Source organism: Sulfurovum sp., from assembly GCF_015493435.1.
Classification (GTDB): domain Bacteria; phylum Campylobacterota; class Campylobacteria; order Campylobacterales; family Sulfurovaceae; genus Sulfurovum.
The window spans coordinates 1-22,019 of the sequence record NZ_WGDD01000028.1; the positions used below are offsets into that span (position 1 = coordinate 1).

24 protein-coding genes are annotated in these 22,019 nt (G+C 42.8%); 5 read left to right on the plus strand and 19 right to left on the minus strand.

Annotated features, from left to right (window positions below; all coding sequences use genetic code 11):
* A partial coding sequence (locus F8L24_RS04465; protein ID WP_294952318.1) for a DNA repair exonuclease occupies positions 1–712 on the minus strand: 712 nt, incomplete at its 3' end.
* A 113-nt stretch (positions 713–825) separates the two neighbouring features.
* On the opposite strand from F8L24_RS04465, the gene thpR reads away from it, so the two are divergent.
* On the plus strand, positions 826–1,308 hold the full coding sequence (gene thpR / locus F8L24_RS04470) for an RNA 2',3'-cyclic phosphodiesterase (RefSeq protein WP_294952320.1): 483 nt from the start codon (positions 826–828) through the stop codon (positions 1,306–1,308).
* Between the two features lie 63 nt (positions 1,309–1,371).
* Here thpR and F8L24_RS04475 read toward each other — a convergent pair whose 3' ends face one another.
* The 4 genes from F8L24_RS04475 to fabI form a co-directional block, all read right to left on the minus strand.
* Entirely contained in the window at positions 1,372–4,053 is a 2,682-nt protein-coding gene (locus F8L24_RS04475) for an immunoglobulin-like domain-containing protein (RefSeq protein ID WP_294952323.1), read from the minus strand.
* A 37-nt stretch (positions 4,054–4,090) separates the two neighbouring features.
* Positions 4,091–4,219: a hypothetical protein gene (locus F8L24_RS04480; RefSeq protein WP_294952325.1), complete on the minus strand. Its 129-nt coding sequence runs from the start codon at positions 4,217–4,219 to the stop codon at positions 4,091–4,093.
* Between the two features lie 233 nt (positions 4,220–4,452).
* Entirely contained in the window at positions 4,453–5,244 is a 792-nt protein-coding gene (locus F8L24_RS04485) for an RNA methyltransferase (protein WP_294952328.1), read from the minus strand.
* A 28-nt stretch (positions 5,245–5,272) separates the two neighbouring features.
* A complete protein-coding gene (fabI, locus tag F8L24_RS04490; protein WP_294952331.1) occupies positions 5,273–6,100 on the minus strand; it encodes an enoyl-ACP reductase FabI in 828 nt (275 codons plus the stop codon).
* 83 nt (positions 6,101–6,183) lie between these two features.
* On the opposite strand from fabI, the gene F8L24_RS04495 reads away from it, so the two are divergent.
* From F8L24_RS04495 to F8L24_RS04510, 4 genes are all read left to right on the plus strand, one after another.
* Positions 6,184–6,678 (plus strand): asparaginase domain-containing protein, encoded by a 495-nt coding sequence (locus F8L24_RS04495; protein WP_294952334.1) that lies wholly within the window; start codon positions 6,184–6,186, stop codon positions 6,676–6,678.
* 59 nt (positions 6,679–6,737) lie between these two features.
* Positions 6,738–7,106, plus strand: a complete 369-nt coding sequence (locus F8L24_RS04500; protein ID WP_294952335.1) for a hypothetical protein — start codon at positions 6,738–6,740, stop codon at positions 7,104–7,106.
* A gap of 84 nt (positions 7,107–7,190) precedes the next feature.
* The gene (cls, locus tag F8L24_RS04505; protein ID WP_294952338.1) at positions 7,191–8,594 is read left to right on the plus strand and encodes a cardiolipin synthase; all 1,404 of its coding nucleotides are present in this window, start codon (positions 7,191–7,193) and stop codon (positions 8,592–8,594) included.
* Positions 8,591–9,331, plus strand: a complete 741-nt coding sequence (locus F8L24_RS04510) for an endonuclease/exonuclease/phosphatase family protein (RefSeq protein WP_294952341.1) — start codon at positions 8,591–8,593, stop codon at positions 9,329–9,331. The genes cls and F8L24_RS04510 overlap by 4 nt, the downstream gene beginning before the upstream one ends.
* On the opposite strand, the gene F8L24_RS04515 is transcribed toward F8L24_RS04510, so the two are convergent.
* The 14 genes from F8L24_RS04515 to F8L24_RS04580 all read right to left on the minus strand — a co-directional run.
* Positions 9,332–10,702, minus strand: a complete 1,371-nt coding sequence (locus F8L24_RS04515) for a DEAD/DEAH box helicase (RefSeq protein ID WP_294952345.1) — start codon at positions 10,700–10,702, stop codon at positions 9,332–9,334. It abuts the gene before it with no gap.
* Positions 10,703–10,844: 142 nt separating this feature from the next.
* On the minus strand, positions 10,845–11,549 hold the full coding sequence (locus F8L24_RS04520; protein ID WP_294952348.1) for a hypothetical protein: 705 nt from the start codon (positions 11,547–11,549) through the stop codon (positions 10,845–10,847).
* A 92-nt stretch (positions 11,550–11,641) separates the two neighbouring features.
* On the minus strand, positions 11,642–12,775 hold the full coding sequence (cfa, locus tag F8L24_RS04525; protein ID WP_294952351.1) for a cyclopropane fatty acyl phospholipid synthase: 1,134 nt from the start codon (positions 12,773–12,775) through the stop codon (positions 11,642–11,644).
* A gap of 134 nt (positions 12,776–12,909) precedes the next feature.
* Complete coding sequence (locus tag F8L24_RS04530) at positions 12,910–13,632, minus strand: Crp/Fnr family transcriptional regulator (RefSeq protein ID WP_294952354.1); 723 nt, start codon at positions 13,630–13,632, stop codon at positions 12,910–12,912.
* A gap of 22 nt (positions 13,633–13,654) precedes the next feature.
* Positions 13,655–14,707 (minus strand): CNNM domain-containing protein, encoded by a 1,053-nt coding sequence (locus F8L24_RS04535; protein ID WP_294952356.1) that lies wholly within the window; start codon positions 14,705–14,707, stop codon positions 13,655–13,657.
* Between the two features lie 17 nt (positions 14,708–14,724).
* A complete protein-coding gene (mgtE, locus tag F8L24_RS04540) occupies positions 14,725–16,053 on the minus strand; it encodes a magnesium transporter (protein WP_294952359.1) in 1,329 nt (442 codons plus the stop codon).
* 74 nt (positions 16,054–16,127) lie between these two features.
* The gene (locus F8L24_RS04545) at positions 16,128–16,313 is read right to left on the minus strand and encodes a DUF2892 domain-containing protein (RefSeq protein WP_294952362.1); all 186 of its coding nucleotides are present in this window, start codon (positions 16,311–16,313) and stop codon (positions 16,128–16,130) included.
* Between the two features lie 107 nt (positions 16,314–16,420).
* Positions 16,421–16,999, minus strand: coding sequence for an ion channel (locus tag F8L24_RS04550; protein WP_294952365.1), 579 nt, complete (start codon positions 16,997–16,999; stop codon positions 16,421–16,423).
* 1 nt (position 17,000) lies between these two features.
* A complete protein-coding gene (locus F8L24_RS04555; protein WP_294952367.1) occupies positions 17,001–17,315 on the minus strand; it encodes a hypothetical protein in 315 nt (104 codons plus the stop codon).
* A gap of 40 nt (positions 17,316–17,355) precedes the next feature.
* Positions 17,356–17,679, minus strand: coding sequence for a DUF4282 domain-containing protein (locus F8L24_RS04560; RefSeq protein WP_294952370.1), 324 nt, complete (start codon positions 17,677–17,679; stop codon positions 17,356–17,358).
* A 101-nt stretch (positions 17,680–17,780) separates the two neighbouring features.
* The gene (locus F8L24_RS04565) at positions 17,781–19,355 is read right to left on the minus strand and encodes a hypothetical protein (RefSeq protein ID WP_294952374.1); all 1,575 of its coding nucleotides are present in this window, start codon (positions 19,353–19,355) and stop codon (positions 17,781–17,783) included.
* Positions 19,356–19,397: 42 nt separating this feature from the next.
* Positions 19,398–19,880 carry a DsrE family protein gene (locus F8L24_RS04570; RefSeq protein WP_294952377.1) on the minus strand — a complete coding sequence of 161 codons (483 nt, stop codon included), beginning with the start codon at positions 19,878–19,880 and terminating at the stop codon, positions 19,398–19,400.
* A 76-nt stretch (positions 19,881–19,956) separates the two neighbouring features.
* Positions 19,957–21,303, minus strand: coding sequence for a hypothetical protein (locus F8L24_RS04575; protein ID WP_294952380.1), 1,347 nt, complete (start codon positions 21,301–21,303; stop codon positions 19,957–19,959).
* Positions 21,304–21,311: 8 nt separating this feature from the next.
* Positions 21,312–22,019: c-type cytochrome (locus F8L24_RS04580; protein WP_294952383.1), on the minus strand; the 708-nt coding region annotated here is incomplete at its 5' end.

Below are 22,019 nucleotides of genomic sequence, written 5' to 3' on the forward strand. Positions count from 1 at the left end.
CCAGCTCCAAAAGCACATACCCCTTGTCATCTCGTTTGTCCGCGCTGCTGGTACGTTCAGTAGAGCCTGCATAGTAGACATTGGGATGTTTTCCTACAGCACCAAACCCATGCCAGTGCCCCAAAGCCACATAGTCCATTTTCTCAAAAATATCTTCACGCTCTTTAGGATAGACCCACTCACCGAACTCATGCATCAGATAATGTGCCCCGACCGAACAGTGCATCATCAGGATATTTTTCTTTTTTAGGTCTATATTGGCTTCTATTCTGTTCAATTCATCAGGGATAATGCGTTCATCGTTGATATGGGGCAAAGCATGAAAAATGATATCATCAAACACCACCGGCTCATAGCGCTGCTTAAATACAGCATATACATTATCAAGGGTGCTGAGGGCTTTGAGTATGGGAGAAGAGCTGGTTGTTCTGGGAGTGGAATGGTTCCCCGCAATGATAACAAACGGAATACCAACTGTTTCGATACGTTTAAGCTGCGTCAGGGCAAAGGTAATGGCACGGTTGGACGGTGAAGCGCGATGAAACAGGTCTCCGGTATGCATGACATAGTCCGGCTTTGTTTCGATGATGGCATCAACCACATTTTCAAAAGCCTTGTAAAAGTCCGCCTCACGCTGATTGATACCCTCATCATTAGTAACATCTAAATCACTAAATCCTAAATGAGTGTCTGAAAAATGTATGATCTTCACTTGTTTTGTCTGCCTTCTTTTAATTATTTTAGCTAAAAAGTATCAAAAAAAGTCAATAAGTTGCATGAAAAATGTGCATATTTAACTATAATAGAAGAAAAAAAGGAAATCCTATGCGCCTCTTCATCGCCTCCCCTGTCATCTTTGATGATTATGCTGCCATTCAAAAAGATTTTGAAGACATCATCGAGGGGAAATGGGTCGAGGAGGAAAACCTGCATCTGACCTGGGTCTTTCTCGGAGAGTGCGAGGATGCAGAGCCGATTAAAACACAACTTGCCTCCGTTGTACCGTTGGAAGAGGAGGTACCTGTTACAGGGCTTGGATATTTCGGCAGACCACCGCGGATATTTTTTGCAAAAGCGGTGTCAAAACTGCTCTATGACAAAGCCAGAGAGTTCAAGGCAGCGGGGTTTGACCTCTACCGTTTCAAACCGCACATCACGCTGTGCCGCATCAAACAGATACGTGATTACAGAGCCTACAAAGAGGTACTCACTAGTTACAAGGAGAAGCCTTTAGGCAGCATACTTCCGCAAATAGTACTTTACAAAAGCAATCTTGACAAAGACGGGGCGCACTACACAAAACTGTGAGGATTTTTGATCGTATGTACTCCTCTATGCGTATCCACAAATAAGCTGAGAAACAAGCTTATGTTACTTTAATACCTTGGTATGATACACCTCTTCTACCATCGCTTTCCAATCTGGATCTAAACTATATGCCGAGCCGTCATCTGCATGCGTAGCAGGGTCATTAAGCCAGTCTAGCGGAATGCGCCCGCCTTTATTGTCAGATGAAGAGGCAGAATAGAAAGTAACATAGGTATCACTCTTGTCCAGTGCACGTTCCAGTGTGGTTTTCATATCATTGAGTCCTACGGTATTGGTAGTGTCAAACTCAGGATATGAAGGGCTTGCCAATGGTTCATTGGAAACCATAAAGTTTACCTGTACTTCTGTAGCCCACGTGGCACGCTCTTCTGGTGGGACTATCCAATGCTGGGTGGCATCTACGGCATCATTGGTAGCATTTGAGGCAATGGTGTATTTGCGCCAAGCATAAGCATCGTTAAAATGCGCCTCTGTTCGCAGTCGGTAGTCTTCGCCCATATCATGTAGTGTTGCCTGATGTGACAGTCCTTTTTTCAATCCCGTAAACATAGCCCCTGTCCACTCATGCTGGCGCTCCAACCCTACATTGACAACCACAGGGTGTCCATTGATACCATGGTCAGCTTCTATATGTCCCTCCACAGGAGAGTGGTAGTAAAGCACATCGATAGCGGGATATTCACTCACCATTGCTTCCATAATCTGCTGGAAACGTGCTGTAATCTTGGCTGAGTGTTCTGCAAAAGTATAGTTAGGATTTCTATAGGCATCATCATCGTACCACGCATTGCCATGCTTGTAGTTGATCATTTTGTGACTCTCTACATCATAGGCTTCATCATCATAGACAATCCCTCTGTAGCCTAAGTTTTTGGCTACTTTTGCCAGAGTTTTAAAGTTTGCTATGACATTGCTCCATACAGTATCATCCCAAAAATCTCCTGGATAATGCATATGTACTGTTAAAAAGTTTGATTTGGTAGGATACAGGTCTTTTACATCTTTCACTTCATCCCAAATATAGGTATATGGTAATAATGGAGTATTGGACTCCATCACCCTGTCAGTATAGGAGTTACCGACCATGGTAAATCCAGAAAAAGGCAAAGTGTTAATATAAGCTGCCCTTGAAGCAAAATTACCTGCCATCATAGGGAGCCAGTGCCCTTTTTGGTGAAGAATCAACTGTTTGTTACTGTACCACTGTGCCATATCGCAGTAATCTATGGCTACATTGATATCATAATCACATTTATAACTATAGTCATCGGTAGGATTGACTGTCTGTATGCCGTTACCATAGGCATAAGGGTCGTCACTTCCCATTTCCAGTGCCACATCATGTGCTGAAGCCGTACCTTTAAATGTATATTCCATCAGTGCATCCAATGGTTTTAATATCCCCTGCATCTGGCTATAGGGTTTGTTTCCTTTAGGATAATGATGGTCTGCATTCTCTACTATCTGCCAATCTTTTTGATTGTTTGGTATGGAATCAAGCATATAAAACTCTGTCAGTGTGATACGAGGGTCAGTATCGTTTACCGCATTATTCCCTCCTGCACCATACTGTTGCATCACCACATTGGTATTTGAAGGGAGATGCTGCATCTCTTGTTTAGTGAGATCATAAGCATAATAGCCTTCCAGCACCATGACAAATCTACCATTTGTACCATACCCCCTATCTGAAAAGTGTTTGAGTATATTAAAAGTATAACCTCCACCCAAAGAGTGTCCCATCACTCCAATACGCGTAGTGTCAAGCTTAGGAAGTATCCCATTGGCATTGTCAAGCATCTTATCCAAATTGGCGAAGACTTGACTCCATGCGTGTTTGGCGTAAATGACATAGTATCCATGACTGGCAACAAATGTTAAAAGAGCCTCATAATCTCTTGCGTCATCCGAACCATACCCAGAGGCAAAAAAAATGACGGGTACTTTTACCCCAGCAGGTATATCGGTAGGATAATAGACTGTCGTCATATTGGCATCTACTTCATCATGATGAGCGACGGGATGAGATCCTGCCTGTCCATAGATATAGGAAATTTTCCTCACCTGCACAGCCCTTGTTACCTCGTCAGCCTGATTGCCTGCAGCATCAGAGACATTGTAAGTGACGGCATAGTTTCCTTCTTTGTTGCTGTCGACATTGGATGTGACCTGTATCTTATCAGTAATATCTCCATCTTTGTTGTCGTTGGCTGTAGCACCCGCATCAGTATAGTTGTCTCCTACCGTGAGATGCACCTCTGCACTGCCCAGCAGCGTAATGACGGGTTTGACTGTATCTGCAGCAGGATGACCCACAATCCATCCGTCAGGTACATCACAAGGTGTGGGAAAATCCTGTTCGGCTCCTGTAGCAGGATCATACGCATGGGTAATGACCTGAGCACAGGCAAGTCCAAGATCATCAAAGAGTGCCTGTATCTCCGCACGGGTATCAACATCATCATAGGTAAGCGCTTTTACAGCCGCATTGATCTGAGCAAGGTTGTTCTGTGTTACCCCTTTCACACCGGCATCGGTATAATCTTTGACCGTGGGGGTATTCTCACCGTTCTGTGCATACTCTGCAATGGTCTGTATGGCTTTTTGCTGATTGGTAAGTGTTGTGGAAGCAATAGTGTTTGTACTACCATTTCCTCCGCTGCAAGCTGTTAAAAAAAGTGTTGCAAGTATGATGAAAAGTACTTTGAGCATATTTTTATTCATGTGATATCCTTTCGATTTTTGAAGATATACTGATATCTTACATAGAATGAATGACTACAGTATTTTTGATCCCGACATTTTCTCCAAGGTCTATCTTTATCTTCTCATTGCTGATAGCTACACCAATCTTTTGGAACAGGTCTTCATTATTTTCTGCCTCTGTCATAGGAACTCCTCTGGCCTATTATAACCTATTATGAGACTTGCTTCAAGTCAAACTTTCATCCTCACGCAGGAATCAACTGTGGGTGTTCCAAAAGACAGATCTCGTCAAACAGAGGTAATACACTTATACTTTTAAGTAGATCTATTTGGACAGTACTGAGAGAATATAGTCCGTACTGTTTTTTAGTAGAAAAGAGATATTGGTTTAAAACATTACCACACTAAGTAAATACTTTAAAGAAATGCCAACAAAGAAGCAGTAACAGCCACATTGAGGGACTCTACCCCTCTTTGCATAGGGATGGCAATGCTTCCATTGCAAAGTTTTTCCACCTCTTTGCTTACCCCTTCACTTTCATTACCCAAAACAAAAATCGTTTTGTCACTGTAGTCCTGTTCTCTATAACTCTGTTTGGCATAGGAAGAGAGTGTATAAAGATTGGCACCATCTTTTTTAAAAGACGCCAGTGTCTTTTTGAGGTTGGAAGTTTTAATGATGGGCATTTTAAAAAGCGTGCCCGCACTCGCTTTAATGACCAAAGGGCTTATCTGTGCAGTACCTTTAGTCGGCAGAAGGATTGCATCTACATCTCCTGCTGCACAGGAACGGATGATCATTCCCAGATTCTGCGGATTGGTTACACCATCCAGTGCAATAATACGGTATTTATTGTGTGCTGTTTTAAAATTCTCTTCATCTCCAAACTGTTCCAGAACAATATCAAGTGCCACCCCCTGGTCCTGCTTGGCATTTTTGGAAATGCGTGAGAGAGAAGCCTTGTCGTGATAGACGACTTCCAACCCTCTTTTTTTGGCGATGGATTTCATCTGCTCCAGTACCGGAGCGTCTTTGTTGGACTTCGAGAGATGGAGTTTATGGATAGTGATGTTCGGGTCTTCCAACGCTTCCAAAACAGCATTACGTCCATAAATGGTCAGCACTTTGTCGAAAAAAGCTTTTTTGGCAAGGTACTCAGCAGAGTCCTGCTTCGAGCGCTGAGCGTTGAGCGTTGAGGAATTAGACATTCGCTTAACTTTTCAAAACAGGCAAAGCCTATTTTGACTCCCCATTCCAGGCAATATGCGGTTTGCCGTTCTCATCGAATTCAACAGCAGGCATTCCCATAATGTTGAATCCGCCGTCTACATAGTGGATCTCTCCCGTAACAGCCGAAGCAAGGTCTGAAAGCAGGTACATACCTGAATTCCCCACTTCATCAATGGTCACATTCTTTTTCAGCGGTGCATGTGCCGCATTCCATTTGAGCATGAAAGAGAAATCACCGATCCCTGCCGCAGCAAGTGTCTTGATGGGTCCTGCGCTGATGGCATTGACCCTGATACCGTCACTTCCGAGATCTTCGGCCAGATATTTTACCGTCATTTCAAGTGCCGCTTTTGCCACCCCCATAAGATTGTAGTTGGGGATGTACTTCTCTCCGCCGTAATAAGAGAGCGTCAGAACAGAAGAGCGGTCAGAAAGAATAGGCTTCAGCTCTCTCGTGATCTCGATGAGTGAATACACGGAGATATCCATGGCCACATCGAACGCCTCTTTGGAAATGTCCACAAAACGGCCGCTGAGTCCCTCTTTTGGCGCGAAGGCTATGGAGTGTACGATGAAATCGATCTGACCGAAATCTTTTTCAAGAGATTCCCTGAGCGCTGCAATCTCTTCGGGTCTGCTGACATCACAGGGGTAGAGTCTCGCAGCACATCCGAGGTCTTCTGCAATGGGAGCGAGTTTTTGCTCAAAACGTTCGTTAAGAAATGTAATGGCCATTTCAGCACCCTGCGCCTGACATGCTTTGGCAATGCCGTATGCAATGGATTTCTTGTTGGCGATTCCGAGAATGACGCCTTTTTTACCCTTCATGATCATACTTCTTCTCCATAATTTAAATTCCCGTATTTTATCATCATTGAGGTAAAATAAAAGAAGTTCACACAAAAACAAGGCACAATATGCAAAAAACACTGATTATCAGCACAGGCGGCACTTTCAACAAGATCTATGATCCGATCAAAGGAGATCTTGTCATTGATGAAACATCCGCTGCCGTAAGGGAGATCGCATCCAAATGGCTGTGTTCCTTCGAACTCATGAACATCATAGGAAAAGACAGTCTCGCTATGACAAACCAGGACCGCCTTGAACTTCTCTCTATAGCCACTCGGACAGAATATGAAAAGATCATTATTATCCATGGTACCGATACAATGCATCTGACAGCCGAGTACCTTGCCGATGTTGAAATGGAAAAAAAGATCATTCTCACCGGAGCCATGGTTCCCTTCAGTGTTGATCCCGTAGAAGCTACCGCCAACCTTTGTTCCGCCCTGGGGTATATGCAGCTTCTTCCCGCCAACGGCGTCTATACAGTCATGAACGGTCTGTTCGGTTCCCATGAAGAGATCATGAAAGAAAAATCCGAAGGCAAATTTGTTTTTAATGTATAATATCTTTATCAAGATTGGATATAATCATACTTGAGATTAACTATACTGAGGAATACAAAATGAAATTAAAAATAGCGGCAGCAGGGATCATGGCCCTGGCTTTGTCCGGGTGTACGAATTCAATCGTTTCACCGGAGGCTCCGGCACCCGTAGTACAGAAGACAACCTATACCCAGGCTTCACCTGAAAAACAGGAACGTTTTCATAAAGATATGATCGCCGTGGCTACCAGCACGAAAAGTGACCCGAACTACCACAGAATGGCGCTGGATACTCCGGAGAAAAAAACCTGGTTCAGAAACCTGATGTTCCAGCTGTGGGACGGGCAGATCACCAAAGCGCAATTTGTTGCAGAAGGGCTTAAAGCCTATCCGAACCACAAATATGAATTCAATTTCATAGCCGACGGATATGCAAAACGCAAATAAAAATTCTATCGTATAGGTATCTTCCGGAAAGATAGCCTTAATATATTCTTTTTTTGATAGAATATATATAAAAAAAGGCTGACCGTGGAAGCACATTCTCTGGCACAGATACTGCTTACCTATACTGTTATCATACTCTCAGGCATTCTGGTCTTTTCGGCGATCAGCCATATCCTGTACCAGAAGCGCTCTCCTGCCAGTATGATCTCCTGGCTTCTTGCCGTCTTTTTCCTTCCTATTATTACTGTACCGCTCTACTTTCTCATAGGCATTCGGAAAAGAGCAAGCAAGCAGATGAAATCATTTGTCACCTTTGAACACACCAACCATCCCAACAACATAGAGAGCCAACGTCTTCCCCTGCTGCAAATACTCAAAAAAGACGGTATTCCCCCTGCCACCAGCGGAAACAGCTATAAGCTCATCACCTCTGACACAGAAGCATTTGAAACAATGCTTCAGGAAATTGAACAGAGCAGGCAAAGCATTGATCTTTGTACCTATGTTTTCACCTATGACCAAACCACAAAGACCATACTCGATGCCTTAAGCCGAAAAGCCGCAGAAGGGGTCAAGGTACGCCTGCTGCTGGATCTCGTCGGTTCATGGAGTGTCTACTTCAGACAGGGATGTTTTAAAACACTGCGCAGCGCAGGAGGAGAAGTCGCTTTTTTTGTCCCCCTTTTCCAAAAACCGTTCCAAAGCTACGTCAATTTGCGAAACCATAGAAAGATCTACCTGTTCGACCGCACCAAAGTACTGAGCGGCGGAATGAACCTGAGCAATGAATATATGGGAAAAGATGACGGCAGCAAACGGTGGAAAGATATTTTATATCTTCTTGAAGGACCGGCTGTCTACAACTTCTATACGGTATTTATCAATGACTGGAACTATGCTACCGAAGCGTCGGAAGCCATACAGCCGCAAAGCATGGCAAAAAGCAAAGGAGAAAATATTGTCCAGGTCATCCCTTCGGGCCCGGATATTCCAAGAGATGCTCTTTATGAAGCCCTGTTGAGTACCATTTACGGTGCCAAGGAACGCATATGGATCGTTACCCCCTATTTTGTCCCGGATGAAAACCTCATGAAAGCGCTCATCATTGCCAGGCACAGAGATATTGATGTCAAACTCATTACACCGAAAGAATCTGACCATCTTATTGCCGACCTGGGCCGCGGTGCCTATATGCGTGAAATCTATGAGGCAGGGGTGGATGTACGGTTTTACGAAGGTGAGATGCTCCACGCAAAAGCCATTCTCATAGATATGACGGGCGGGATGATAGGGTCGGTCAACCTTGATAACCGAAGCCTGTTTCTCAATTATGAGATAGTGACCTTCGCCTACTCGGAGACACTCATAGAACAGATCGAGAACTGGATGCTGGAATTGATGGAACATTCCGACAAAGAACTCTTGTACCCATCCAAAACGAGAGAGGCCCTAGAAAATATTATGAAAGTGTTTACCCCGTTATTATGATATTCACCCCCTCTGTGCTTCATCATCAATCCTGCGGAAAGCATTGCAATCTTTATTTTCCCGATACTTTTTCTCTGCTCTGCTGGAATGTGCACAAATCGAACAAAAAGCATCCTGCTTTCAAACCGTTCATCCAAAAACTGCTTACAGAAAAACATCTTTATCTGTGTATGTTCCAGGAAGCAGAATTTTTGGGAGAAACGTTCATCATTGATGAATGCGCCTATGATGCTGCGGCGAACCTGGAGATGAAAAAATATTTTTACGGTGTACTGACGGCATGCCGGACAGAATCTATCAGTGCAAAAGCTTTTCTTTCAAAAAAGAAAGAGGGTATGGTCGGACCGTATAAAAGCCTGCTTTTAAGCACATACCCTCTTTCTGAAGAAAAAACCCTGCTGGTACTCAACATCCATGCTATCAATTTCCGAGAGAACAGTACCTATGCACTGGAACTTGAAACGTACGCCAACAAGGTAAAAGCACATAAAGGGCCGATGATCGTTGCAGGTGATTTCAATGCGTGGAATAAAACACGCAGGGAAGAACTGCAGAAACTGTGTAAAGCACTTTCACTGGAAATGGTGGTCTTTGAAAACACGGGAAAAGTCAAATCCTTTATGGGATACCCGCTTGATTTTGTGTTGTACCGGGGGTTGAAGTGCATAGAGAAAGAAGTCATTGACGACCATGGCATTTCAGACCACAATCCGTTATGGGTGACTTTTCAGGTATAGCTATTTCTTTCCCCTGCTTCCGCGTCTGCTGTCTTTACGTTTGTCCGTTTTCGGCTTAGCCGCATCAAAGGCTTTGAACCCGTCGCGTTTGGTTGTTTTTCGTTTCTTTCCTTTTTGCGTGATTCCAGGTGTCTCAGTTCTTTTCCTTTGGGAGGCGGTTTTGCGTTTTGGGCGCAAGGCAGACAGAAAATAGCCTCTTGCTTTGGCTTCTTTGGGTGCATATTCGGGAAGGATCACTTCTTTGATCTTTCCGCCAAGTACTTTTTGCAGGTCGTTGAGCTGTTCGGTTTCGTCAGGGCTTACCAGAGTAATGGCCATACCTTCCTTCCCTGCCCTTCCCGTACGTCCGACACGGTGAATGAAATCATGCTTGACATGGGGAATGTCGTAGTTTATTACCACATCAAGATCCGAGATATCCAGTCCCCGTGCTGCGATATCTGTCGCGACCAGGATTTGGTACTCTCCCCTGCGAAAGGCATTGAGTGATTTTTTACGCTCCTGGTGACTGCGCTCACCATGCAAAATACCTACTTTGTAGTTCCACTCCCGCAGGTACGCTGCAACACCGTCGGCAAGTTCTTTTTTGCGTACAAAAAGCAATACCTTTTCAAAATGGTTTGAAGAGATAAGCCATGCCAGAAGCGCCTCTTTTTTACTGCGTACCACCGGATACAGCATTTGCGTAATCGTATCGGCAATTTTACCGGGAGGGTCAAGCTCTATGCGTGTAAGCGGTTTAATATAGGTTTTTGCCAGTTTGACCACCCGGGGTGTGATCGTTGCCGAAACAATGATCTTCTGCGATCGGGGTGACATTTTTTCAAAGATCTTTTCAAGATATCCGACAAATCCCATATCGAACATCATGTCGGCTTCATCGACTATAAAGTGCTGGATGGACCTGATATCGATGTGTCTTGCTTCTATGTGCTCCAGGGCCCGCTGCGGTGTAGCCACCACAATATCTGCACCGCTTTTCAAACGTGCTGTCTCGGCGGTACGTCTTCCTCCGCCCTGAAGCAGTACCGCTCTGAGATCTACTGCGGCAGCAAAAGGCTTTGCCACTTCATAGATCTGCTGTGCCAGTTCTTTGGTGGGAGAAAGCACAAATACTTTGGGATAGTGGTGTTTCACTTCTCCTGCGGCATAGATCTTTTCCAGAACGGGCAGCAGAAAAGCCAGTGTTTTGCCGCTTCCCGTCTGTGCAGACACAATGACATTTCTGCCATCAAGCAGTACAGGAATAAGTCTCTTCTGTACAGGCGTAGCCAAACTGTACGCTTTTTCATCAAGCACCTTTAAAAGCGGTTCGGAAATTTTCAGTGCGGAAAAAGGTATGCCGGAGTGTTCTGTTTTTTTTGTTGCCACAGTATGCCTTGTAAATTGATAATAAAGAGTGTATTGTAGCAGATTTAAAGTATGAGTTTGAAAGAGGAGAACTTTTATGCCAGTCTATAAAATGCAGAACACATTCCATACAGAGAACTGTATGGAATGTGAAAAAAAATGTCTAATCGTTACGTTCTTCGTACAATCTGACACCCAGTGTGGTTCCTTTAATCGCAAGAGAAGCACCTCCAGCCAGAAATGCAACCAGAAGCAATGTTACCGGAGCGATCCCGATAATAGATAAAATACCCAAAGTAATAGTAGATATACCTACCAGTATTTGAATATCAATAGCCACTTTTGCACTTTCATATGAAATACGATGTGCTTTAGTCAGCTCGGGAGCATTCAACTTGTTGGCATTTTCACGTGCATCAGTAGCACTCATTGCCAAAAATGCCATACCCAGAACAATAACATCTGCACCCAAAAGTACTGCAGGATCCATTTTTAACAGACTTAAAATACCCAATACGATAGAAGCAACACCTGCAATTGTTTCCAACCCGATACCGACGGTGAACATTCCTGAAGAGGTATACCTGCCTCCTTGTGTGCTTGCCAGAATTTTCTTCTTTTCTGCAGCAACAGCAATACCTGCAAGTACCAAACTTACACCAATAGCAATTGCCGCGGCAGATACCAATACGATAGGCAGAATACCCGCCAATCCGATAATTGAAAGGGCAACAGCGGCAGCACCGGCTACCACAACAGTCATGTTTCCTGATTCCAGAACTTCTAATTCTTTTTTGTCCATAATAACTCCTTTAGGTTTTTGTGTGTTTGTGTCTGTAACGACACTCTCTGATTCTTTGACATCCATAATAACTCCTTTTGTGTTATTTGACTTTAAAGACAATTTAATTATAGGATAGTAAAAAAATTTTATCTGTCAGTTAGCTAACAATTTGCAGTTTATTGGCATATTCTTTTATAACCGTTATGCTTGCCGTGTTTAGACAGTACAATTTGCCATACCTGACTCTGTCTTGTACGAAAAGTCGCTGCAGACGATAAAAGATAAAATTTCCACATTTTGTAAAATCGCTCATCATACGTATCTTTTAAGCGGGGCCATGCTTTTTTAAAATTGTCGTACCATGTTATAAGCGTCCGGTCATACTGAATGCCGAAATTATGCCAATCTTCAATGACAAATAATTTTTCAACAGCCTTGGATATTTGAACAGCAGATGGCAGCACGGAATTGGGAAATATATATTTGTGTATCCACGGATCTGTTATTTTGGCACTTACGTTCGTTCCTATGGTATGGAGTAGAAAAAGGCCGTTGTCTTTTAAGTTTTTTTCAACGATTTTCATATACGTTCTATAGTTTTTATATCCGACATGCTCAAACATACCAATAGAAACAATATGGTCAAATGTTTCATGAATATCACGATAATCCTGCAGTCTAAACTCTATGGGTAAATCTCCTTTTGTTTCATTGCCTCGTTTGACCTGTTCATTTGAAACAGAAATACCCACACAGTTGACACCGTACTTTTCTGCAGCATAGCGCATAAAACTGCCCCAGCCGCAGCCAATATCCAGCACCTTGTCTCCCGCTTTCAGATCTAATTTTTGGCAGATCATATCAAGCTTGTTTTCCTGGGCAGCATCCAGGGTATCCGCTTTTGCCAAATTGCCGTATTCATCCCAGTAGGCACAGGTATATGTCATACGCCTGTCAAGCATTTTACTATACAAGTCGTTACCTACATCATAATGGACCTGCCCTACTTCAAACGCACGTTTTCCTTTTTGAATATTGACAAAATTTGCTTTTAGCAAATACGGCAGCATTGTTATGGGTTTGATTTTATTTTCCAGGTTTGCATCAAAAACTTTGGCTAAAAACACATCCAGTTGCTCTACACTCCACCATCCGTCCATATATGATTCGCCAAAGCCCAATGAAGCGTACTTCAACGTTCTTTCATAGAAATTTTCATTATAGACCTGTATATCCCACGGTTTGGATCCGTTAACCTCGATTCCGGCTATTTTAAACAGTGACAAAGCTTTCTTTTTAAATGATAGCATTTATATAATGACTTCCCTTTTTGTGTTTTTTTACGCCCATAAAGGAGGATTATAAAGTATAAAAGAGATTTTATCAGTCAGTCAGCTAACAATTTGGAAGTGTTGACAGTACAGAATCTGTCTTAAACGTACTCTTACAAGTCTATGTACTTGGCACACCTGTCTTTAAGTTGCTCCAAGTCTTTGATCATTATTTCTGCATGCTTATCCAGTATTACACCATCTCTTTTCAGTTCTTGCAGCTGAGTAGTGACAACAGAACGCACACTCCCTATCATTTCGGCTAAAGTTTCATGGGAAAATTTTTGTGCTACTTGGATTATTTTACTTTCTTTGAGTCTTTTTTTCTCTTTGAAAGCATATTTCAGTATCAGGTTTGACAAACGTGTTTTAGTGTCATAAAACACAATGGATTCCGAAAAATTTTCCAATTCACGTAGCTTTTTAGACAAACATTGCAAAAGATTTATAGTAATTTGCGGATATTCGTTTACCCATTCCCGAATAAAATGTGCTTCTGTCTTTAAGAGTACACTCTTTTCAACAGCGATATAGTCTGCCATATTTTCTTTTCCATCTATGATGGGTAAAATATCGAATGCTTCATGCGAAGAAAGCAAAAAGGGGGCTATACTTCTGCCGCTCTCAGGGTCCACATGTATGATTTTGACACTTCCCTCATCAATAATATAAAAATATTTTAGTGTTTCTGCACTGTCTATATCATCTGATTTCTTCATTCGAACTTCTTGGAAATGGGAAGCTGCCATTTCAAAAAAATCATCTCCCATCCCCTCAAAAAAAACAGCGTTTTTCAATTTTTGGATCATATCATTCTGATGCTCTTCGTTTCCCATACTGCACAACCTTTTTTAATCATTAGTCCAAATTCAGATCGCCGTTCTGCCGTCTTCGCTGCAGGCGCATTTTAAGTTTGGCAAGCTCACGCATATCGACGTGGGCATCGCTTTCATCGACGATCTCGACACCAAGAATCGTTTCAACACAGTCTTCGAGGGTAACAATGCCTTCTACCTGGTCGTATTTGTCCAGTACCAGAAACATATGCTCTTTCTTCTCTATAAACAGATCAAGCGCCCAGGAGACAGGTACCTGTTCATTGATACGGTAAATATCTTTCTGAATACTTTTAAGCTGTACGCTGTCATCTTTGAGTGCCTGTGCAAAGAGCTGTTTGGTAAGAATCATCCCGGTGACATTTTCAATATTACCTTCAAACACAGGAATACGGGAATATTTGAAAATATCTGCCTCATTCTTGATAATATCTGCAATAGTACGATTCCCCTCAAGTGCAAATACCACACTTCTCGGTGTCAGAATATCCTGTACCTTGATATCATCAAGCCTGAGGATATTTTCAATAATGTCCGACTCCTGTTCATCAAGTACCCCTTCATCTTCACTTAAAAGTGCACTCTCAAGTAACTCTTCTTTGCTCAGACTGTGTCCTTCGTCACCTTTTTTAATACGGTTGGTCACAAAAAGGGTCATAATAATGATTGGATAGGTGAACCAGATGAAGAACCGGATGATGTAGGCTGCCACAGGTGCAAGCTGCTTCCAAAATGTCGCGCCAATCGTCTTTGGAATAATTTCTCCCAAAAAGAGGATAGCAAAAGTCAAGACAGCAGAGACCCAGAAAAGTGCTCCTGAACCAAATACGCGCTCTGCCTGTGCACCCACGGCTGCGGCACCAACGGTATTGGCAACCGTATTCAAAATGAGAATCGAAGCAATCGATTTATTGATATTTTGCTTATGCTGTTTTAGTAGCAATCCCGCTTTCGGCTTCTCTTTTTCCATCACCGAAATGAATGGCATCGTTACAGAAAGCAACACGGATTCAAGTACTGAACAGACAAAGGAGACAATAACCGCTCCAAGAAAATAGATGACTAACAAGTCCATAATATTTAACAATCCTTTTAAAGTAGAATAATGGTCGCAAGACCCAAAAATGCAAAGAAACCGACAATGTCAGTCACAGTGGTTAAAATGACGGTACTGCCAATGGCAGGATCCACACCAAACTTTTTCAAAAGCAGCGGAATAACAGACCCAAAGAAGCCCGCACTGAGCAGGTTGATAATCATTGCCATCGCAATCACAACTCCCAGCATTCCTTTATCAAACCATATAGCTGCGATGATACCTATGATGACCGCAAACAACAGCCCGTTGGCAAGTGAAAGAATGACCTCCTTTTTAATCGTCCGATAGGCATCATGTTTGGCAATTTCACCAAGCGCGAGCTGACGCACAACAACCGTAAGCGACTGTGTTCCCGCATTTCCGCCCATAGATGCAACGATGGGCATCAGTACCGCCAGGGCAACATAACTCTGTATCGTCCCCTCAAAAAGTCCAATCACAAGCGAAGCGGCAATCGCGGTAACCAGGTTGACCCCCAACCATACAGCCCTGGTCTTCCCTGCTTTGTACAGGTCATCATCTTCTTCGGCATCATCATTGACACCCGCAAGGTTATACATCTGGTCGGTGGCCTGTTCACTGATAATATCATAAATATCATCCGAAGTAATACGCCCGAGCAGATAGCCGTACTCATCTACGATCGGCATGGAATTCAAATCGTATTCTTTGAATTTTTTGACGATTTCATAAATATTGTCATGGTCATGACCTATGACCGGCTTGTATTTTTCCGGATTCTCATTGATGTTTTCTCTCAGTGTCCGGTTAAAATCAAATACCAGCAGATCATCCAGTCCGACACCATAGCGCAAATGGCCGTCTTCATCCGTTACAAACAGATAATTGACATTTTCAAGTTGATCCTGGCGCTTGAGTTCTGCAAACTCCTTCACAACTTCCTGCACTTTATGATCCAGTTTGGCCGCATAGACTTCCACCTGCATATAGGCACCGGCTTCATCTTCATCATATTGTTTAAGCTGCAGAATATCAGCCTGGTCGTCTGCATGAAGCTGTTCAAAAACTTCTTTTGCTATGGTGTCATCAACTTCTTCAAGTTCCTGGATAAAGTCAGTCTGGTCATCCGATTCCATATCGGAAAGTGACTGTGCGATCTCTTCGGGGGTGAAAGATTCGACAACATCACCAAAGTAGCGGTCCGGAAGCTCAAGCGCCACATCGGCGATCAGCTCTTTGGGGATATGAGTAACCGCATCATCAAAGCTCTTCTCATTCATATCTTTGAGAAGAGAAGCAATTTCGGAAGGGTGCAGTTCATCTGCGGGATGGGTATTTAAATAGTGTGCCAGTTTATCCATACGCTACCCTTTGCATGTTCATGAGTGTGAAATTAAAGAAAAAAGGGGAGAGAAGGCTCTCCCGAAAAAAAGTATTATGCTTCGATATCACATTTTTTTGTGATAATACAGAGCGGACAGAAGTTAGCCAGCCCTGCAACCAAAGGAATAATACCCAGATAGAACCACTTGATCCCTGTTACAACACCCGCTCCAATGAGAGCAAGCCCCAAAACGATCCTGATCGGTCTGCATATTTTTCTGATCTTGTTGACATCCATACAATAGTCCTTATAAATGGTATAAAATAACTTTGACAATATACAATAGATTTCTTAGAATAGCCCTTTAAAATTTTCTTTAGAACGGTATAACAATTCATCTCTTGTCACTTTCCTTTATTCTGGTGCGCATAGATCACAATGGCTACGAAGACACCGCCCTGTACCACACCGAGAATAACTTCGGAAATCACCGCTATCATTGCCGGAAGTGTCTGGGGAATCCAGTCACCTGATCCCAGTGTAGTGAACGTCACTGTGGAGATATACATAGAAGTGATAAAACTGTGTCCTTTAATGGCAGAAAGATTTTCCGGGCTCAACTGTGAATTGAGATGAAAGAGGGCAAAGACATCGAACATATTGAAAAGTACCGCATAAAAGACGATCGTAATGATCGTCACTTCAAGATAGAGCAGTACGATCTGCATCAGGGCAAGATGTATATGGTTTTTGGAGCGGCTGAAAATGTACACCGCAGTATCCAGCATTGTAAAGCGGGCAAGAACAATATAAATGATATTGGCGATGAGTATTTCATCACGATGCACTTCAAACCACTCCGGCTGCATCCCGTGTACAACAAGCTCAATTGCCAGCGGCAGCAATACCAGCGGAAGGACCAGAAAAGCGATCTTCTCGCTTTTAATGAAACGTTTCTCACGCTGCATGAACTTCGCTAACATATTATGTGTTTTCCTTGAGCCGTTTTTCAAATGCTTCGGTAATGGCTTCTGCCTGTACCAGTCCTTCGAGAAATATCTCTCCGTCAAGCACCAGTGTCGGGTCTGCAACAATTCCTTTTTCAACTGCTTTGAAGGTATCATATTCATAGGTAAATTCTATTCGCAGCGGCAAATGCTTGACCGAACAGCTCAAGCGCTTGGAAAATTTGGCCGTCGATACCCTGTCTCCGTATAAAACGGCATGAAAAAGCGGATATTCCGTTTTGTCCGCATTGAGTACTTCACCATGGTTCATAGTATGACATGCTTCGTTCATATGCATCCTTTCTGTTGTTTGTTTTTAGGGGACTTTTACTCTATTTTAGCCGGTTGGCAATCTGATAGAGATAATCATGCATATCAAAATACCCTATCATCGCTTCAAATATCATACGCCAGCACAGTTCCATACAAAGGAACATAATGACGAACATCACCCAGAACACTGTTTTTTGGCCGGAAGAGAAAGCACCGTAAAACGTATGGAGTTTCTCATTGACCGTTTTTAGGAAAGAAATATGTTCGATCAGATACCCTTTAAAAACGTACAGAACCACCGGCATGATCACTGCCCCGACATAATAAAAAAATATCAAAATATCCTGTGTGACAAAAGTATTGAAACTGAGTATATCCCGCATAAAATCTCTTTTTCCTGATATTATAGTATTTTTTTAGTTTTTAAATCAAAAATATACAGAATATATCAGAAAAAGAAGCATAAAATACTTCTTTTCAGCGACTAAAACAAATAGTTGAATTCCCAGCGAAATTCATTGTATGACCAGTCTTTTTTATACTTGGTATCACTCGGAGTACTGAGGTGCACCTGAACGGTATCGCTTTTGGCAGAGACATTTCCGTAACGCATTCTCATTTGAAGATTTTTGGTAATATTGGTCCATATATCCAAATGGATCACCTTGCTGTCAGACGGTACATAGTCTTTCCTGTCATCAAAATTCTGTATGGCATAACGCAGACTTGCTTTCCAGGTACTGTTGAATTTATAGACTGCTCTTACCATCCATGTCTCAGTATTGGCAAACCAGTTATACTGTGCCATCGCTCTGGTGAAACCGCCCGTAGGAAATCCTCTCCATGGGGCAACGATATCTGCCTTATCTGCCACGTTGGAGTAGCCAATCCTGAAGAAACCTTTTTTGTTCGGCATCAGAGTATCGACCCTCAGGTTGAGCAGGTTGGAATCAAGAGAATGGGCAACACTTGCATCGTAACCGAGTGCATTCTTTCCAAAGAGGTTTGTATAGCCGGCAATTGCTCCTCCACCGTCATCTCCCTGCAAAAAGTATCGGACACCGGGTCTTACCGCCCATCCGGAATCAGATACCGGAATTTTGTAGTGTGCTTCGACCACACCATCCTGCACGACACCGGGAACCTGAAGATAACTTGCCGTGAACTTTAAATTCTTAATATATTTTGAGCTGAAATCCGCCAGATACAGATTGTGATGCGGGTCTTTTCCTGCTGCGACAAATTTTTCATACGTCAGTCCTTTATGTGCGCCTGCATCATCATTGCCGCGCCACTTGTTCCATTTATTGCCCGGATCATCACCTCCGAAAGTGATTACATCATGGTGTGTTTCATGGTCTCTGAGTTTCTGATAGCCGAACCATGCAACCCTGACTGTACTTTTTGGCGCGATCTTCACTCCGGCCGAAACACCGTCAAATGTATTTGGGATCATCTTGGTATCGTTCGACTTGGTAAAGACCGATTCAAAAAGCTGACGACCTGCCTTGATATTGTACCTATCCGTTCCATATTCAAGATAAGCCTCCCCTAAAGCATATAAGCCAAATCCGCCGCCGGTTTTTACTTTATAGCGGCTAAATGTATCTTTACCTGCTTTTGAGAATTGTGCATCGGCGGCAGACGGTCTCCAGAAGGATGGGTTGAGAGATCCATAGTAACCAATCATAAAACTGAAGTTTTTATAGATACCGGATTTATAGATCAAACTTCCACCGACACCCATTTGTTTGGGCGCCTTGTTAGGCGCGCCGTCTACGGACCATTCCCAGTAAAAAGCGTTCATTCTTACTCTGCCGTAAAAGATACCTTTAGAAAACAATTCTTCTATAGTCTCGACATTTCCGGGTACGACGTTGTAATTGAGTGTCATATTGCCGTTGAGCGTTCTTTTTGGCTTGGGTACCGGTGCAGATTTGACTTTGACAGGCTCTTCTTTTTTTTCAACATATTCCATCTGGCCTGCTGCCACCGCATTGACACTTATCAGCAGTGTCGTTGCAGCAATGATGCTGAGTTTTAAATTTCCTTGTTTCATGTTTCTTCCTTTTGGCGGATGGTGACGAGAAAAGCTTTAATCCTATTTGGCAATCGGTACATACGCATACCCGTCATTTTGTGCATCGATCAATCCTGTCATAGCATTATGCACCACGGTGATAAACGGATAAAATGCTTCTTTTTTGAGATGATGGTGTTTCATACCTGCACCACAGACCCAAAACTCTACATGATAGCGATTGACCAGTTCATTCAATGCTTTTTGCAATGTCTTTTTATTGTTGACCACTGCAGGCTGGAAAGCATAGGCAGTATTGTTCAAGTCTTTCATAAAAAATTTATAGGCATCTCCATGCACGACTACACGTACTTTTAATTGTTCTTTTTTGCTTTGATAATATTCCGTATTGGAGATGATATTGTGTATCAACTTTTTTTTAAGTACTTTAATATTACCTGTGGTCAAATCATAAAGTGCTTTTTTAACACCTGTTTCATTGTTTGCAGAGAGTATTGAAGTACTCATGATAATTGTGATGAGAAGTGAGACTGTTTTTTTCATTTAAAACGTTTTCCTTTGTATTTTAAAAAGACGAAGAGAGACACCTCCAAAAGGTGTCTCATGGTTTAAACACGGATTAAAACTTCAGTGTTGCCTGAATAGAAAGAAGATCACCGGTATGATCCAATACTTTTTGCGCTTTGGCATTGCCTGGAGCATCCGCATCTCTAAAGGCATAGTTCACATCTATACGGGTAGGCCCTTTGAAATGATAAGAAAGTCCAAGTGTTGTCGTTTTAAATTTTCTCTCATCCACAACAGAATTGGTTAATCGGTTCAAATAGTCATAACGTACCATCGCTTCCCATTTTTTAGGGATAAAGAAATAGGCAAGGTTGATATATCCGCCGTCTGCCTCATTACTTTTATCTGCTGCGATCTGATATTCCCAGTTTTCACCATACGGGTCATGATCTACATCTTTTGCCCCGTTGTATATCATACCTTTGGCTTTGATATACTCTACACCTACACGTAAGCCGTTGTGAAAATAGTTCACACCGACACCATAACGTTCTCTGGTATAATCAACATTATTAAGCTGTCTTTTCCCATTCTGATACCAGGCAAATCCTTTAAGCGACTGTGTGTAATATCCTCTGCCTTTACCAAAAAGATATTCAGCCGCAAGGTAGCCGTAATAGGTTGGTGATCCGGCAGCATTAGATGAACTCAACCCTGTACCGCTGCCTATCATACCTGCCCATGTCAGCGTTGTTTTGTCTGCTACATACAAAGTATGGAAAAGTTCAACACCTCTGTCCCGGTAGGCACCTACAGATTCTTCCGGAGCGGCCTGAAAGACACCTGGTTTTATCTCTTTTGCATTGTTGGGCAAAAAACGCTCGAGCAAAAGCTGAGAACCTGCTGTGGAAAAGTTTCTGTAGCTGGAAGCAAATACGGCTCTTAATCCTTCTTCACTTCCGGGGTATTTGAATTGCCCCAACCTGATATTAAAATACGGAATACCTCTATAGGTGATAGACGCATCTGTCAGATAATTGTGGGAGCCATGTCCGGCAGGTTTGGTAATGCCGTCTTCTCCAAACTCTGTCATAAAGAAATAATCCAGAGTATTGTCTTTATCTATCATACCGCGCACTGCCAGTCTGGCACGATTGACTTCAAATCCGGATTGGGAATTCAAATTGGGAGTTAGCATAGAAAACGGCGTTAAATTCAACCCCGCCTTAGGCCCCTTTCCCGGGATAAAAATATCTCCGTAGTTTTTCTGATATCCTACCTGGACAAAGCCCCAAAGATGTGGCGTAGTATTATTGTTTTCTACTTTTTTTCCATCTATCTTTACAAATGAAGGCTCTGTGCCTGCAATAGAGAGCCAATCAGCAGCCTGCAAACTCATGGAAAGAGCGGATATTGCCAGTAATGGTAAAACAATGTTATTTTTCTTTACACTTTTCATTTTATTCCTTATTTTATTTTATGATCACCGCGAATTTTGTCTACATCAAGACCAAACTGTTTGAAATTACTGCGTACAGAGTGTGTCTCTTTCAGCACTTTAGAGTTGTAGTAACCCATTTTGCTTGCAGGGTAGAGTCTTTTTTGCAAGTTGAAACCGGCACGTGGCTGCGCATCGACATACAGCATAATATCTGCCGCTTCCTGATCTTTGAGTGTTCCACCCTGGCCAAGCGGCATATTTGACTGTACCCATGCCGCACCTTTGTTAAGTTTGCTCATACCGGCACCCGTATTGTACGCCAGCCACTCCCCTTTGCCATTTTTACCCCAAAGCGGAGGGAATGTTCCCATGCCTGCACCGTTTTTCCCGTGACACGATGCACATTTCGCCTCGTAAAGCTTTTGACCGTTTACATAGTTTGCATGGGTTGCTTTTTTCTGGATTTTTGCAAAATGCTTAGCACCATGCATCCATCGTTCCGAATTTAACGGACTGCAAGGCATTTTTGGATTCATCTTCATAGGCATACCTTCTGAAAGCCATGTTACATACGCAGCCATAGCAACAGAGGCCTTTGTATCAATGATAGGACGCTTACCATTCATACTTCTCATAAAACAGTTGTTGATCCTGTCCTGCAGTGTTTGTACTGATTTTTCTCTTTTTGAATAGGCAGGGAAAGCTGTCGCTGTCCCTATGAATGTAGCGATCCC